The following is a 14,491-nucleotide window of genomic DNA, read 5'->3' on the forward strand; positions in this document are numbered from 1 at the left end:
TTTTTAGTGCACCCTTTTGTCTAGAAAATCATCTAAAAATTAATCAACTTTCTATTGACTTTTTACCACTAGACTTTAAATCATCCAAACCGATTGCAAAACGACGATAGGTTGTCTGCAATTCTTGAAGGTAACGAGCCAAATCCACCAATTCTTTAGGAGCCCGCCAGGTTAACCCTGTCAACTCTGTATTGATAATCACAGCCAGTCTATCTGCCAGCCAGTAGAGGCTGACATCCTTGTCCAAAGACTGTGCCGTCTCCAGAATCTTGTCACGGACAGGCTGACTGAGTACATCCGTCTTGAGATTATAGACCGCAGATAGATACTGGTAAAATTCTTCTTTATTGGCTTTTTTCATAGCATCCTCCAGTTGAACTTTTCTGATGATAGAATGCTTTTATTATACTCTAAAAATTTTAACAAGGCAATGGATTGGTTGAGTTGCCTCCTCAATCACTTTTTACATATATTGTAGAGCTTGTTTTATTGAATGTCAACTAAAAAAGATTGCCCTAAGACAATCTTTCTATTTATTAAAGTGAGTTAGGATCAACTTTGATACCAACACCTTGTGTTGTTGTAATTGATACTGAAGTCATGTAAGTACCTTTAGCTGTAGCTGGTTTAGCTTTAGCCATTACATCGTGGAAAGCTTTGAAGTTTTCAACGAGTTTGTCAGCGTCAAATGATACTTTACCGATAAGAGCTTGTACGATACCTGCTTTGTCAGCACGGTAAGTGATTTTACCACCTTTAGACTCTTCAACTGCTTTAGCAACATCCATTGTTACTGTACCAGTTTTAGGGTTTGGCATCAAGTTACGTGGACCAAGTACACGACCAAGACGTCCAACAACAGCCATCATATCTGGAGTTGCGATAACAACGTCGAAGTCCAACCAACCACCGTTGATTTTAGCAACGAGGTCATCTTCACCAACAAAGTCTGCACCAGCAGCTTTTGCTTCTTCTGCTTTAGCACCACGTGCGAAAACAAGAACGCGTGAAGTTTTACCAGTACCGTTTGGCAATACCATTGCACCACGGATTTGTTGGTCTGCTTTACGTACGTCGATGTTCAAGTTGTAAGCAACTTCAACTGACGCATCAAATTTAGCGAAGTTAGTTTCTTTTGCAAGAGCAACAGCTTCTTCTACGCTGTAAAGTTTTGTGCTGTCGATTTTTTCAAGAGCAGCACGCAAGTTTTTGCTTTTTTTAGCCATGTTATATGTCTCCTTGTAATCAGATAATCTTGGGTGCTACTTAGTCAGTAACAGTGAATCCCATAGAACGAGCAGTACCTTCGATCATACGCATTGCAGATTCAAGAGATGCAGCGTTCAAGTCAGGCATTTTAGTTTCAGCAATTTCTTGTACTTGTGCACGAGTAACTGTTGCAACTTTAGTTTTGTTTGGTGTACCTGAACCTTTTTCAACACCTGCAGCTTTTTTCAAAAGAACAGCAGCTGGTGGTGTTTTAGTGATGAAAGTGAATGATTTATCTTCATACACAGAGATAACTACTGGGATGATCATACCAGCTTGGTCAGCTGTACGAGCGTTAAACTCTTTTGTGAATCCCATGATGTTGATACCTGCTTGACCAAGTGCTGGACCGACTGGTGGAGCTGGAGTAGCTTTACCTGCAGGAATTTGAAGTTTTACGAGTTTTTCGACTTTTTTAGCCATGATATAAAATCCTCCTATTGTGGTTTTGGCGGTAATTAAAGATTTTTACCTCCCACAAATATGTGTTTTACACATACCTTTTCATTATACACGAATTTCAAAGAAATGCAAGCTTTAGGTTTACTTTTTTTCACATTTTTTATAGAATGAATGTATGTTTGAATCGATTATATTTTTAAAAATAGTAGCCTTCCTATTTATCTTTCTAACCTTGGCCATTTCGATAATTGCTGTCAAGTTTTTTAGGTTGCAAAACCGAGGATGGAACTTTGCAGACATTGCCTTTCCTCTCTATGCAATTGAATTTTATCTGATTTCGGACAAGGCCTACTATAACAGTCTACTGCCTCAGCTTGTCCTAGCCCTCTCACTACTAGCGATTGGTCTTTGTGGTTCCTTCCTTTTAAAGAAAAAGAATTTTTTATATCGCCGTTTCTTCAAGGTTTTCTGGCGAGCTAGTTTTATCTTGACCTTTTTGATGTATCTAGCTTTGGTTATTGCGGTCTTCACTTTAAAATCCTAAAATCATCCATCCTTTCATAGATGGCATAATAAATCCCCATTGCAGGCGCAGTGGGGATTCTTTTTATACTAAATCAGACTAGGCGACGTAGATGTATAGTCGAATGAATTAGCTTTCAGACAAGGAACTGAGGTGCAGGCTCTACTTATAGTACGGCAAGCCAAAAGTGACGATGTATCAAAGTTAATTCAAATAACTATAGATAGAACTGACCTTCATCAAATCAAGTCAACAGCGTATGATTTTGATTTTCTAAGAGTATTAATTAGTTGTCATATTGATAGGCCTCTCTGGGCATGAAAAGATGGACTCATTCATGAATTTCTAGAGGGAGGCCATCTGGATCAAAGAAGAAGGCCATTTTTTTACCATCAAAATCATCTGTACGAAGGGCTTCGTGTCGGATGTCCAAACGGTCAAATTCTTCCAGACAGGCTTCCACATCTGCAACCTGGAAGGCTAGATGGCGTAGACCTGTATGTTCAGGATTGGGCATGGCCGGACGCATTGGCGCATCTGGTTTGATAAAAATTTCCAAGATCAGATTGCCTTTTTTGACATTGAAGAGAATATCATTTTTTTCTGGGCGAATATGCTCATCCACCTGTTCAAAGCCTAGTTTCTCAACATAAAATTCTCTTGTTTTGTCATAGTCACTACCGATAATTGCAATATGATGAACTGCATCAAATTTCATTATTGTGTTTCCAATACCTTTCTAGGTTTTGTTCCTTCAGCTGGACCAATGACACCCGCTGCTTCTAGCTCTTCCATGAGGCGTGTTGCCCTGTTAAAACCGACAGACAAGCGTCGTTGAATCATAGAGGCGCTGGCTTTTTGTGTCTCAACTACCAAGGCACGTGCTTCGTTGAAAAGTGGATCTCCTCCAGCATCACCAAAACCTGCATCGCCATCACCTTCTGCCACTTCACCTGGATCAAAGGATTCATCATAATCTGCATCTGCCTGATCCTTGATAAAGCAAACTATTGCTTCTACATCATCATCGGATATAAAGGAACCTTGCAAGCGGACTGGATGGTTTTCATCAATCGGTTTAAAGAGCATGTCACCGCGACCCAAGAGTTTTTCAGCACCGTTTTCATCTAGAATCGTCCGACTGTCTGTACCGCTTGATACGGCAAAGGCGATACGAGATGGTACATTGGCTTTAATCAAACCTGAAATAACATCAACAGATGGTCGCTGGGTAGCAAGAATCATGTGGATACCTGCTGCACGAGCCTTCTGTCCCAAGCGAATAATGGCATCTTCCACTTCCTTGCTGGCTACCATCATCAAGTCTGCCAACTCATCTACGATTACCACAATGAGAGGAAGTGGAATCTGTTTTTCTTCTGAACGGCTATTAAATTCTTCGACCTTCGCATTATAACCTTCTAAGTTTCGGACACCAATCTGGCTAAATAACTCATAGCGTTTCTCCATTTCATCCACTACTTTTTGAAGAGCTCGAGCAGCCTTGCGTGGGTTGGTCACAACGGGAATCAATAGGTGGGGAATATCATTATAGACCGATAACTCGACCATTTTGGGGTCAATCATCATGAACTTAACTTGGTCTGGACCAGCTTTCATGAGAATTGAAGAGATGATACCGTTGACAGCAACAGACTTCCCTGAACCAGTTGAACCAGCCACCAATAGATGGGGCATACGTGCTAGGTTAAAGGAACGGACGGAACCATTGACAGCCTTACCGAGAGGAATTTCCAGAAGTTTGTCTGGGTCTGTTTTAGATTGTTCCCAGAGCTCACGGAAAGGTACTGTAGCCACTTCGGAGTTTGGAACTTCAATACCGACCAGTGATTTTCCTGGGATAGGAGCTTCAATACGGACATCTTTAGCCGCAAGGGCTAGAGCCAAATCATCAGCTAGGTTAGAAATCCGATTGACACGGACGCCGACTGCTGGTTTGACTTCATACTTGGTTACCGATGGTCCAATCTCAGCACGCTCAACTACTACCTTGATTCCAAAACTGGCAAAGGTGTCTTCTAAAACTTTAATATTCTGACGAACAATTCGTTTTTCATTGGACTGACTCTTAGCTTTTATAGGAGCAAATAAGTCTATGGACGGAAGTTTATATGCTAGTCTCTGCTTAGGCTTGAAATCAATCTCCACATCTGTCTCGTCCTTCTCAAACTCATTTGGTTCAGAAGCCTGGCTTGCCGAGTTTGATTGTGCTGGTTGGTCATCTTCTGCCAACATAATAGGAAATTCATCTTCTATGTCTAAGTGGTCATATTCTGAAATAATCGGTACTTGAACAGGCTCTTCTTCGAGGATTTCACCCGTCTCTAAATCGACATGTCTATCTACCAGTGCCAAAGCCCGAGCTGACTCTTCCTCTTCCTCTAGACGAAGGCGTTCCTCTTCTAGACGAGCTAATTCTTGCTGACGTTTTTCTTCTCGTTCAGCCTTCTTCTGTGTTCGAAGCTCTGCTCTTTTTACCTGCGTCTCCACCAACTTATCTTTGGCAACCGCCAAGCCATCGGCAACATCATAAACAGACCATGGGCTTACAAAAAAGATACCAAATACTATCACTAGAAGACCGATGAAGAAGGAACCGACATTTGCAAAGAGGAAGGAGACTGGCAGATAGAAGATACTTCCAATCATCCCTCCGCCTAGAAATGCTGTTACCTGAAACTTAGCTAGGTCTGACAAGGCCAATTTTAGAGTATGACCGAATAAGTCACTCCCTTGATAGGTCCAGTCTAAGTAAGCCTGAAATTCAATTAATAACCCGATAACAATCAGCCAGAAGCCCGATATGGCCCCTTCTCTTTCGCGTAAGACTTTGGGAATAAGAAGGTAGATAAATGCACCCGCCAATAATAGATAGGCCAGACTACCAAATAATAGCCGGAAAATATTGTAGCTGGTCACTCCAAACACACCTAGGCGACTGGCTGCAAAGGCAATGAATAAAAGCCCCAATACTCGAAGGGTGATATTTTTAACACGTTCTTGCTGTGCTAATTCTGCCTTGGTTGGTCGCCTCGTAGCCTTTCCTTTTTTACTTGTCTTTCTCATAGATACCTCAACTTTCTCAATCTCTTTATTTTATCATAATTGAGAATATTTTTCATATCAGAAAAAGTCCTGCATTATACAGGACTTCTCTCGGAGTGAAAGAATAATTTAAGAGGGCAAATAATATTATAGAGCGTTTAGAATAATCTGACCTTCTACGTAGAAGGTTGATGTCAAGGTTTCTTGACCATCGTTAATAAAGATTTCCAAACAGTTGGTGTCAATCAAGACTAGTAATTCTTTCGCTTCGACGGTCACTGCTCGGCGGACAGTTGACCACTCCTCCTCACCAGCTTGCTGGATCTTAAGAGAACTACGGTCAATATAGACTTCCTGTCTTTCTTTATCATAGCCAAATTGCAGGTAATCTTGGTCGCTTCCAAGTTTCAGCTCCAAACTATCTTCCAGTTTAAGAGAGAGCTTGCTTGGACCTTGAATATCTTGACCGATTTCAATTTCTTCAAAACCTGCTAAAACACTGGTTGGTACAACTTGAAGCAGGTCTTTTTGACTTGGTTTGAGAATGCGTGGAAGGGTCATCTGACCGTACCACTTATGGCCTAGGTCATTGGTCACCAACTTGCGACCCCAAGTATGCATCCAGGCTACCATGATACGTTCGCCTTCTGGACCTTCGGTAGTCTGAGCTGCGTAGAAGTCATGTCCGTGGTCAATTTCCTTAAAGGATTCTGCCACAAAGACCTTTTTGTCCCAGTCCACATGACCTGTCACAAAGATATTGGAATTGATATTGATAAAGTCATTCCCGTCTTTTTGGTAACGCATGGGAGAGATAATCAGGTACTCTTGACCGTCCACTTCAAAGTAGTCAGGACATTCCCAGACAAAGCCTTGGTTGGCCTCACCTTTCAAGAAGATAGACTCAAATTGCCAGTCCGTCAGGTTGGGAGAGCTGAGTAAGACGATACAGCCGACATTGTCCTTGTGCTTGGTTGCGACAACAGAGTAGTAGTGACCATCCTTCTCAAAAATCTTCGGATCGCGGAAGTCATTGGCAATGACTTCTTCTGGCAGTCCTTCTGCTGTTGCGACTGGATTCTGCTCGATTTTTTCAAAGTGAATACCGTCAGTCGAGAAGGCCATGTTCTGAACTTGGCTAACTGTCCCATCTTCATTGTTGATATGACCGGTATACATGAGCCAGAGGACATCATCTTTGACAATGGCAGAGCCCGAGAAACAGCCGTCTTTATCGTAAGCTTTATCAGGAGCTAGGGCAACTGGAAGGTGTTCCCAGTTGACCAAGTCCTTACTTTTCGCATGCCCCCAGTGCATCGGTCCCCAAACACTTTCGTAAGGGTTGAATTGGTAGAACAAATGGTATTCTCCACGGAAGTAGATAAATCCATTGGGGTCGTTCATCCAGCCTGTTTCTGGTGTTAAATGGGCTTGTGGTTTGAAAATCGGATTAGTATTTCCTTTTTCTGTCTGAATAAATTGATTGGCTTTTTCAACTGTTTTCACAGGCAGCCTCCTTTTGATTACTGATTTTCTTTATACTGATCGTAGTATTTTTGCTTGATAGCTAACCAGTCAGAAAGACCATAGCTTTCCAATTCTTTCAAGTAGCTATCCCATTCTTCTTCGATACCGCCGTTTACAATCCATTCTGCACGTTTGCGGTAGATGAAGTCGTTCATATCTGCTTCAACTTGGGCAATCTTGTCCAAATCTTCTTGTTCCATGAAGACACGAGGGTAGATGTCATCGTTGGTCACATAATCAAGATAGGTTGCGTGCATCAAGTCCAAACGCCATTTCGCATCGTCTGGCATAGTTGTCACAGTTCCGTAGTACTCATCAAGAATAGCAAGCGGTCCACCAACTTCTGTCTTCTGACGCAATTCACCTGGTGCTGTCCCCTCTAATGGCAAGTGTTTTAAGCTATTGGTTGCTTTGTCAAGTTCAAAAATATTTTGCTGTGTTTCATCCCCATAGGTACCCCAGTTGTTTTGGACCGATTGGAGCGGAGCGTATTGAGCGTCAATCCATTTAGCTGTCAACTCCAAGTTTTTGTTAGCTGAGGTGATAACCATGCGGTCGCGTTGGAAGCCCATACCGTTTGTACGTGTGATGTGCTTGGTTCCATCAGGACCTGCCAACACAGGCAAGATATCATAAGTATCGTTCATACCTGTAATGTTAGCTTTATCCCAAGTGAAGTAAACACCGTATAGATTTTCACTACCTTTAGCAATGTAAGTATTCCAATCTTGTTCAAACGCTTCCGGATCTAGAAGACCTTTTTCTTGAAGGGTACGCATAAATTCAACACCTTCTTTGTAGTCTTCATTGTCCGCTGTGAAGTCAACAGTTCCGTCATTGCTAACAACTAAGTGATCATCATTATCACCAACACCGAATGCCCCAAAAAGAATTTTGAAGTCTTCATTTCCTCCACCATTAATGAAGCCCATCGGAATTTCATCCGCCTTACCATTTCCATTTGGATCTTGGGTCTTGAAGGCTTCAAGGACCTTAATCAAGTCATCCGTTGTTTTTGGCATTTCTAGACCGAGTTTGTTCAACCATTCTTTGTTGATCCAAGCAATATCGTTAACAGTGTGGATTGATTCCTTACCTTCGCCCAATTCTTCAATCCATGGGAATGAGTAGATATGGCCGTCTGGTGCTGTAATCATGGAACGGTACTCTGGATTTTCATCCAAAATTTTCTTGAGGTTTGGCATATGCTCATCAATCAAGTCTTCAACTGGTACAATAACACCTTGTTTTGCCCAGTTCATCAATTCCACATCGGAAGCACCGTCGTTATGGATGGCATCTGGCAAATCACCTGAAGCGATGTCCAAGTTCCGCTTTTCACCAAAGTCTGACTGGTAGTTGGTCCAATCAATATGAACGCCAGTTTCTTCCTCAAGACGTTGGAAAATCAACTTGTCATTTGGATCGGCTGGAGCTAGAGGGGAGCTAGCTGTCATGAACTTAAGTGTAACGGATTTTTCAAGCGGGAATTGAACATCTTTCAATTCATAATCTGGGCTTGAAGCAGTATTTTTTGAGCCACAAGCAGCCAATAAAACGGTACTTGCTAGAAGCGTAACAACTGTTTTTCCAAATGTGTGTTTCATCAGAAACAACCTCCTGTTTTGTTTTCTATAAAAATTTTGAGCAATTTTAACCTTTTAATGAACCAGCCATAATACCCTTATCAAAGTATTTCTGGAAGAATGGATACATGACAATGAGTGGCAAGCTAGAGATGACAATGGTCGCATACTTAATCATTTCTGCGATGCGTTTCATTTCATTCATGGCAGCCTGAGCACCGATCATGTCCTTAGCAGGCTCGCTTTGAATGAGGATTTTACGAAGTACTAGTTGGAGTGGCTCTAAGTCTGGATCCTTGATGTAAATCATGGCATCAAAGTAAGAATTCCATTGACCGACAAAGGCATAGAGGAAGAGTACAAACATAATTGGCTTAGCTAGTGGAATCATGATTTTCCAGAAAATCTGAAATTCATTGGCACCGTCCATAACGGCTGCTTCTACCAACTCATCCGGCAAGCCTTGGAAATAGGTCCGTGCCAAGATGATATTCCAAACATTGACTGCACCAGGGATAATAATGGCCCAGACAGTGTTCAACATTCCCAAATCTTTAACCAAGAGATAGGTCGGAACAAGTCCACCACCGAAGAACATGGTGAAAACTAGAAAGGCGTTGATCCATTTTTTTCCGACCAAATCTTTCTTCGAGAGTGGGTAGGCAGTCATGACTGAAATAGCCACGGTCACGAAGGCAAAGGAGAAGGAATAAAAGAGGGAGTTGAAAAATCCGCGTAGGATAGACTTGTCTGAAAATACCCGTTGATAACCTTCTACTGTCCAGTCCTTTGGATCAAAGCTAATGCCCTTGCTGACCAAAGCCTGCGGATCCATGAAGGAAGCGACTAGGATATAGACCATAGGCACAACTGTTATGAGAACAAGAAATGCCAGCAAGATTTTATTGACAATCAGCATTCGCTTGTCAAATTTTGTGTACATTTGTGTATTCATACGAACCTCCTATAAGCCTTGTCCGTCGTTGATGCGTTGGACAATCTTATTGACTGCAATCAGTAGGATAATATTGATAAAGGCATTGAACAAACCAACCGCTGTTGAGTAAGAGTAGTCCCCTGACACCAAACCGATTTTATAGACATAGGTTGAAATGATTTCAGAACTGGTTAGGTTGAGGGAAGTCTGCATCAGAAAGGCTTTTTCGTAACCAACGTTCATGATGCCCCCAGCTGCCAGGATAAACTGAATAACCATGACTGGCTTTAGTGCTGGTAGATCAATATGCCAGATACGTTGGAAAATATTGGCACCGTCTAGTTTTGCTGCTTCAATCAAGGCTGGATCAACATTGACCAAGGTAGCCGTGTAGAGTGTTGATGCCCAGCCCATTCCCTGCCAGATACCACTGAGAATATAGAGGGGTCTGAAGAAGTCTGGGTCTGTCAGGAAGTTGGCTTCAATCCCAAACATACCTAGGATGGAATTGATCGGTCCTCCTACTGAGAAGAAGAGGAAAATCATACCGACAATGACCACGACTGAGATAAAGTTTGGAGCGTAGAGCACCAACTGAATCCGCTTCTTAGCCTTATCGCTCAATAGTTGGTTGAGCATGATGGCCAAAATAATCGGTGGTAGAAATCCTAGGAGCAGGCCGTAGATACTCAATTTCAAGGTGTTGGCAAGCAAATTACCAAAGTTTGGAGATGAGAGAAACTTGGTAAATTCTTCAAACCCAATCCACTCACTGCCTAGCACCCCTTTCAAGGGATTGTAGTCCTTGAAGGCAATCAAGACCCCGTACATGGGGATGTAACGGAAGATGAAAGTCAAGACCAAGCCTGGTAGTAACATCAGTAACAAGAGTTTCTGTTGCTTGATTCGATCCAAGAGCCCAGCTTGTTGCAGTTTTGATGTTTTCATAAGAACTCCTTTTTGAAACGTTTCAAATTTATTGATTTTAGAAAGAGGTCTAACCCTCCGTTTTTTTGAAACGTTTCATTTTTCTTGTAAAAATAAAACCAACTGTTTATTGATGATTTTATTTTATCATTGTAACCGTTTTCTGTCAACTGCTTTTTTAAAAATTTTTTGTCGTTTTTCCTTCAAGATAGGAAATCGGTAGAGTGACTTGTAGGGGGCGCTCTCTTTTCTCAATAATATCAATTAGACAGGCAACGGCTTCCTGGGCCATAGACTCCAAAGGTTGACGAATGGTCGAAAGGGCTAAAGATTTTTCACTTGCCAACTGAATACCATCATAGCCAATCACCTGCACATCTTCTGGAACCCGTCGTCCCAGTTTTTCCAAAACAGCAAGTGTGTCTAGGGCCGTAAAATCATTGATGGTGAAAATGGCGTCAACCTGTGGATTGTTAATCAGAAACTCTTCGACTTGACCGACAAAGTCATCATAGGGTTCTTCCAAATCCAAGACATGACAAGGAAAACCTGCCTCTAAAATCCGCTTTTCAAAGTACAATCGACGCTTCTTTGTTTCATTGATGGTTTTATTGTGCCCACCGATAAAGGCAAAATGGCGGCCACCTTTTGCTATTAAGGTATCCGCTGCCAGCTCCGCACCAGCTTGGTTGTCCGAGCTGACACAAGGAATAGCCTTATTTTCATAGGTGCGGTCGATACTGACAAAGGGAATATTGGACGATAGGTAATCATCAATGGGACTGTAGGTAATGGCGATAATGCCGTCCACCTTATTTTGTTGCAGCATAGTCAGATAATCCAGTTCCCTTTTTGGACCAGAAATATTGCAAAGGAGCAACTTGTAATTTTTCTTACTCAGTTCCACTTCAACATGATAGGCAAATTCTCCAAAAAAAGGATGCCAAACTGTCGGAATAATCAAAGCGATGGTTTCGGTTTTGTTCTTCTTCATGCCACGAGCATAGACATCTGGGATGTAATTCAATTCCTTAATGGCTGTATTGACTTTTTCAAGCGTACTTTCCTTAATACCTGGCTCATTGTTGATAACTCTTGATACAGTCCCAACGCTTACACCAGCAACCCGCGCAACGTCTTTCATGGTGATTGATTTTTGATCTTCCATTGTTTACCCCTTTCTTTTGAAACGTTTCAATAATTTACACTAGAATATCATTGATAGCGTTTTCTGTCAAGAAAAATTGACTTGTTAGCACATAAAAACACCCAAAAAGCTAGAATGATTCTAACTTTTAGGTGCCGTTTAAAAATCTTTTCTATTTTATTTGTACATCTTCTTCATTGGGTGTTTTGCAAGCACTTCTGGGTGATTATCGAGTGTAGCTCTGCCTTTTTCCGTCAGGGCATAACCTCGGACGGTAAAGTATGGAGCTAACTTTTCTTCCGTCAAGTTATCCTTGAGGGCAGTGTCGAGGTCTGCCGCCTTCATCTTGGACAGACCGGTCACGCCTTCTGCCTTGAGGATATTTTTCTTGGCAGTCGAGGTGATATGGTCTAGGGAATCAAAGGCTGATTCCACATATGCATAACCGTCTGCAATCAACTGCTCCATGTGAGCAGGACCATTGATGCCATACATATACTCGAAATATTTTGAGTAGGGCGTCGTCGTTTCAAAAGAACCCAGGCTAATCCGCCATAGCAAAATAATATCTCCCGGTAAAATCCCCTCTTCTAATCGCACCATATTGCGTTTAGGTACAGGTTTGGCCTCCAAAAGCCAGGCTGCCAAGTCACGCTCGGGGGAGATATAGGGTTTGACCTCGTGGTCTTTATACATTTCTTCAACACGCTTCTGGAGTGACATTTACTTTACCTCACGAATTGCGTAATAATTTCCATCATTGTCTGCAAAGCTAATTACCTTCATGAAACCAAGGTCCATGACTGGATTCGTTGTGACACCACGTTCAACAAGTTCTTCGTAAGTTTTGGCTACATCTACTGATGTCATTAAGATTGATGGTGTACCTAAGTTTAATTCTGGCTCCATTTCAGCAACCTCTGCCTTATCATGAAGTACAAATTGTACCTCACTATCTGATTTAGGTGCAATAATGTAAGAAGTTTGGGGGCCTTGCACTTGTTTTTCTACACGTTCAAATCCCATTTTCTCTTTCCAAAATTGAGCTGAAGCCTCAATATCATTCACATATAACATAACTTGTCCGATTGATTGAATCATCTTAAATACCTCTTTTGCGTTGTACGAACATGTGTTCAAACCATTATACACTAGATAGAGATATTCTCCAAAGAAAAACGACTCTTAGAGCCGTTCAAAACCTAGGAAACGAGTCCCCTGAAAATGCAGGGTGCCTACATCTCCCTCTGCTAAAAGGGCATATTCATCTGAACGAAGGCGAAATTCCTGCCGTTTTCCCTCCCATTCAAACGTTACATAATAATTGGTTCGTGCTACTTCGTTACCGAAAACATGGGTTCGTTTAGAGACAAGCTTAGCCTTGCAAGATTCTTTGGGCGCCCGATTGTTGTGGTGCCATTCCATAAAATTTTTAATGATATGGAAACAAACCGTCGCTAATATGATCGCGGAAAAACTGTAGAAAAGGACCGTATGCCATACTAGGCTTCCATCTGGGGCAAACAAGTTCTCAAACATCATTATTCTCCTTTTGTATCTGTAAATATAGTATATCATATTATTGTTTTAGATGCGCTTTTTATACTAGATAAAAATTGAAAAAATCCATATTTCATGGTAGAATGAGCATAATTTTCAACAAGACAAGAAAGGATTTTCAATGAAAAAAATACTAGCTCTTGCTCTAGCTTCGAGCATCTTGCTAACTGCCTGCACAAACAACTCAACAGCTAATAGCTCATCTTCTACAGTATCTAGTTCTAGTCCAAGCTCGACTACGACAGCTGATACAACTGCTTCTAGCCAATATGCCAAAGATTTGGCATACGCCATTAACAATCCCAAAGCTACATTCCCCCAACTTTCCAATGAAATTGGTGAAAATGAGGCTGCTGTTAAAATAAAAACAACCGAAGGCGATATCACCATAAAACTCTTCCCCGAGCAAGCACCACTAACTGTGGAAAACTTTCTGACTCATGCGAAGGAAGGATACTATAATGGAACAATCTTCCATCGTGTCATTAAGGATTTCATGATTCAAGGTGGCGATCCTCTTGGAAATGGTACTGGTGGAGAGTCTATCTGGGCCGGAAAAGATACTACTATCGATGCTGGGAATGGTTTTAAAGACGAGATTTCAGCTTTCCTTTATAACATTCGTGGCTCACTTTCTATGGCAAATGCTGGCGCGGGAACAAATGGAAGTCAGTTTTTCATCAATCAAAATACAACAGACATGTCTAGCCAACTCTCTAGTTCTAGCTATCCTGGTAAAATCATTGACGCTTATAAAAACGGAGGCAATCCAAACTTAGATGGCAAGCATACCGTATTTGGTCAAGTCATTGAAGGGATGGACATCGTGGATAAAATCGCTTCCGTCGAAACAGACAATAGCGATAAACCTAAAACAGATGTAAAAATTGAGTCTATTGAAATTCTGAAAGATTACGTAAAATAGTATACTAGCTAGACATAGAACGCCATCATCACACTAAAAAGCAATGGACGAAAGTCAAGTGATATTGGAGCTTCCATCAATTAGTAGTTATCTCAAGTCCTCAATCCTCTCTCTAAGACGATAACCTTTGATTGTGGGAAAGAATTCTCTACCTGAATACCTATTTCGAATGTACATGACTTTAATATTTTCTTCCCAGACCAAGGCTTGTCCTGAGAAACGAGGTCTCAATGAACATTCAAATGACCTTTCAAGGCGAAACAGAGGATTTTCTAGGAATTATCAAACACATTACCAAGTCTTTCTCAGCTACTTAAAAAGTCTAACCTGATTTGATAATTCAGTTATTTATAATAAATAATTAAAGGAGCGGGAACGAAATCGACTGGTCAATAAAGAGTTCGTCAACAAGCCTTTATTTCAAGTAGTTGAGCTGAAATAGTTCACTGAACTGTTTCACTCCCTCAGACTGTTAAAGCTAATCAACCACTACGTGAGATGTTGACGCGAATTCTAAGAAGCGGGAGCGGGAAAGAACTCGACTGGTCAAAAACATACTAAGATTAGTAGTGAGGAAATCTCCGACGGGAGAGAGTAGTCACTACTTTTTCTTTATGTTAAA

The 14,491-nt window shown here is 41.4% G+C and carries 15 protein-coding genes; 2 read left to right on the forward strand and 13 right to left on the reverse strand.

All coding sequences use genetic code 11. The annotated features are described in order from the left end of the window. Positions 1-43: 43 nt before the first annotated feature. From P7J58_RS10080 to rplK, 3 genes are all read right to left on the reverse strand, one after another. A complete protein-coding gene (locus P7J58_RS10080; protein WP_099776418.1) occupies positions 44-361 on the reverse strand; it encodes a hypothetical protein in 318 nt (105 codons plus the stop codon). A 175-nt stretch (positions 362-536) separates the two neighbouring features. Continuing rightward, complete coding sequence (gene rplA, locus P7J58_RS10085; RefSeq protein ID WP_004194879.1) at positions 537-1,226, reverse strand: 50S ribosomal protein L1; 690 nt, start codon at positions 1,224-1,226, stop codon at positions 537-539. 40 nt (positions 1,227-1,266) lie between these two features. Next, entirely contained in the window at positions 1,267-1,692 is a 426-nt protein-coding gene (rplK, locus tag P7J58_RS10090; protein WP_408556278.1) for a 50S ribosomal protein L11, read from the reverse strand. 154 nt (positions 1,693-1,846) lie between these two features. On the opposite strand from rplK, the gene P7J58_RS10095 reads away from it, so the two are divergent. Then, a complete protein-coding gene (locus tag P7J58_RS10095) occupies positions 1,847-2,215 on the forward strand; it encodes a DUF3397 domain-containing protein (protein WP_408556277.1) in 369 nt (122 codons plus the stop codon). A 310-nt stretch (positions 2,216-2,525) separates the two neighbouring features. Here the strand turns inward: P7J58_RS10095 and P7J58_RS10100 are convergent, their stop codons facing one another. From P7J58_RS10100 to P7J58_RS10145, 10 genes are all read right to left on the reverse strand, one after another. Continuing rightward, entirely contained in the window at positions 2,526-2,912 is a 387-nt protein-coding gene (locus P7J58_RS10100; protein WP_044773510.1) for a VOC family protein, read from the reverse strand. After that, positions 2,912-5,281 (reverse strand): DNA translocase FtsK, encoded by a 2,370-nt coding sequence (locus P7J58_RS10105; protein ID WP_408556275.1) that lies wholly within the window; start codon positions 5,279-5,281, stop codon positions 2,912-2,914. Before P7J58_RS10105 ends, P7J58_RS10100 begins: the two co-directional genes overlap by 1 nt. 126 nt (positions 5,282-5,407) lie before the next feature. Continuing rightward, positions 5,408-6,766, reverse strand: coding sequence for a glycoside hydrolase family 32 protein (locus P7J58_RS10110; RefSeq protein ID WP_408556274.1), 1,359 nt, complete (start codon positions 6,764-6,766; stop codon positions 5,408-5,410). Between the two features lie 17 nt (positions 6,767-6,783). Next, positions 6,784-8,394: an extracellular solute-binding protein gene (locus tag P7J58_RS10115; RefSeq protein WP_172052496.1), complete on the reverse strand. Its 1,611-nt coding sequence runs from the start codon at positions 8,392-8,394 to the stop codon at positions 6,784-6,786. Positions 8,395-8,440: 46 nt separating this feature from the next. Further along, positions 8,441-9,328 (reverse strand): carbohydrate ABC transporter permease, encoded by an 888-nt coding sequence (locus tag P7J58_RS10120; protein ID WP_023369721.1) that lies wholly within the window; start codon positions 9,326-9,328, stop codon positions 8,441-8,443. A 9-nt stretch (positions 9,329-9,337) separates the two neighbouring features. Further along, positions 9,338-10,258, reverse strand: a complete 921-nt coding sequence (locus tag P7J58_RS10125) for an ABC transporter permease (RefSeq protein WP_408556272.1) — start codon at positions 10,256-10,258, stop codon at positions 9,338-9,340. Positions 10,259-10,415: 157 nt separating this feature from the next. Further along, a complete protein-coding gene (locus tag P7J58_RS10130; protein ID WP_408556271.1) occupies positions 10,416-11,405 on the reverse strand; it encodes a LacI family DNA-binding transcriptional regulator in 990 nt (329 codons plus the stop codon). A 156-nt stretch (positions 11,406-11,561) separates the two neighbouring features. Next, positions 11,562-12,107: a hypothetical protein gene (locus P7J58_RS10135; RefSeq protein WP_408556270.1), complete on the reverse strand. Its 546-nt coding sequence runs from the start codon at positions 12,105-12,107 to the stop codon at positions 11,562-11,564. Then, entirely contained in the window at positions 12,108-12,485 is a 378-nt protein-coding gene (locus P7J58_RS10140) for a glyoxalase/bleomycin resistance/extradiol dioxygenase family protein (protein WP_002935876.1), read from the reverse strand. Positions 12,486-12,569: 84 nt separating this feature from the next. Next, on the reverse strand, positions 12,570-12,962 hold the full coding sequence (locus tag P7J58_RS10145) for a DUF2500 domain-containing protein (RefSeq protein ID WP_314733773.1): 393 nt from the start codon (positions 12,960-12,962) through the stop codon (positions 12,570-12,572). Positions 12,963-13,065: 103 nt separating this feature from the next. On the opposite strand from P7J58_RS10145, the gene P7J58_RS10150 reads away from it, so the two are divergent. Beyond that, positions 13,066-13,869 carry a peptidylprolyl isomerase gene (locus tag P7J58_RS10150; protein ID WP_408556268.1) on the forward strand — a complete coding sequence of 268 codons (804 nt, stop codon included), beginning with the start codon at positions 13,066-13,068 and terminating at the stop codon, positions 13,867-13,869. The last annotated feature ends 622 nt before the right edge of the window (positions 13,870-14,491 follow it).

The organism is Streptococcus suis (assembly GCF_046032535.1).
GTDB lineage: Bacteria > Bacillota > Bacilli > Lactobacillales > Streptococcaceae > Streptococcus > Streptococcus suis_AK.

What these genes read in the sequence shown, in the direction of transcription:
- P7J58_RS10140 (WP_002935876.1), bottom strand. Translation starts at nt 12,485, where the DNA reads ATGATTCAATCAATCGGACAAGTTATGTTATATGTGAATGATATTGAG.
- P7J58_RS10115 (WP_172052496.1), bottom strand. Translation starts at nt 8,394, where the DNA reads ATGAAACACACATTTGGAAAAACAGTTGTTACGCTTCTAGCAAGTACC.
- P7J58_RS10095 (WP_408556277.1), top strand. Translation starts at nt 1,847, where the DNA reads ATGTTTGAATCGATTATATTTTTAAAAATAGTAGCCTTCCTATTTATC.
- P7J58_RS10120 (WP_023369721.1), bottom strand. Translation starts at nt 9,328, where the DNA reads ATGAATACACAAATGTACACAAAATTTGACAAGCGAATGCTGATTGTC.
- P7J58_RS10150 (WP_408556268.1), top strand. Translation starts at nt 13,066, where the DNA reads ATGAAAAAAATACTAGCTCTTGCTCTAGCTTCGAGCATCTTGCTAACT.
- P7J58_RS10130 (WP_408556271.1), bottom strand. Translation starts at nt 11,405, where the DNA reads ATGGAAGATCAAAAATCAATCACCATGAAAGACGTTGCGCGGGTTGCT.
- P7J58_RS10125 (WP_408556272.1), bottom strand. Translation starts at nt 10,258, where the DNA reads ATGAAAACATCAAAACTGCAACAAGCTGGGCTCTTGGATCGAATCAAG.
- rplK (WP_408556278.1), bottom strand. Translation starts at nt 1,692, where the DNA reads ATGGCTAAAAAAGTCGAAAAACTCGTAAAACTTCAAATTCCTGCAGGT.
- P7J58_RS10145 (WP_314733773.1), bottom strand. Translation starts at nt 12,962, where the DNA reads ATGATATACTATATTTACAGATACAAAAGGAGAATAATGATGTTTGAG.
- rplA (WP_004194879.1), bottom strand. Translation starts at nt 1,226, where the DNA reads ATGGCTAAAAAAAGCAAAAACTTGCGTGCTGCTCTTGAAAAAATCGAC.
- P7J58_RS10135 (WP_408556270.1), bottom strand. Translation starts at nt 12,107, where the DNA reads ATGTCACTCCAGAAGCGTGTTGAAGAAATGTATAAAGACCACGAGGTC.
- P7J58_RS10105 (WP_408556275.1), bottom strand. Translation starts at nt 5,281, where the DNA reads ATGAGAAAGACAAGTAAAAAAGGAAAGGCTACGAGGCGACCAACCAAG.
- P7J58_RS10100 (WP_044773510.1), bottom strand. Translation starts at nt 2,912, where the DNA reads ATGAAATTTGATGCAGTTCATCATATTGCAATTATCGGTAGTGACTAT.
- P7J58_RS10080 (WP_099776418.1), bottom strand. Translation starts at nt 361, where the DNA reads ATGAAAAAAGCCAATAAAGAAGAATTTTACCAGTATCTATCTGCGGTC.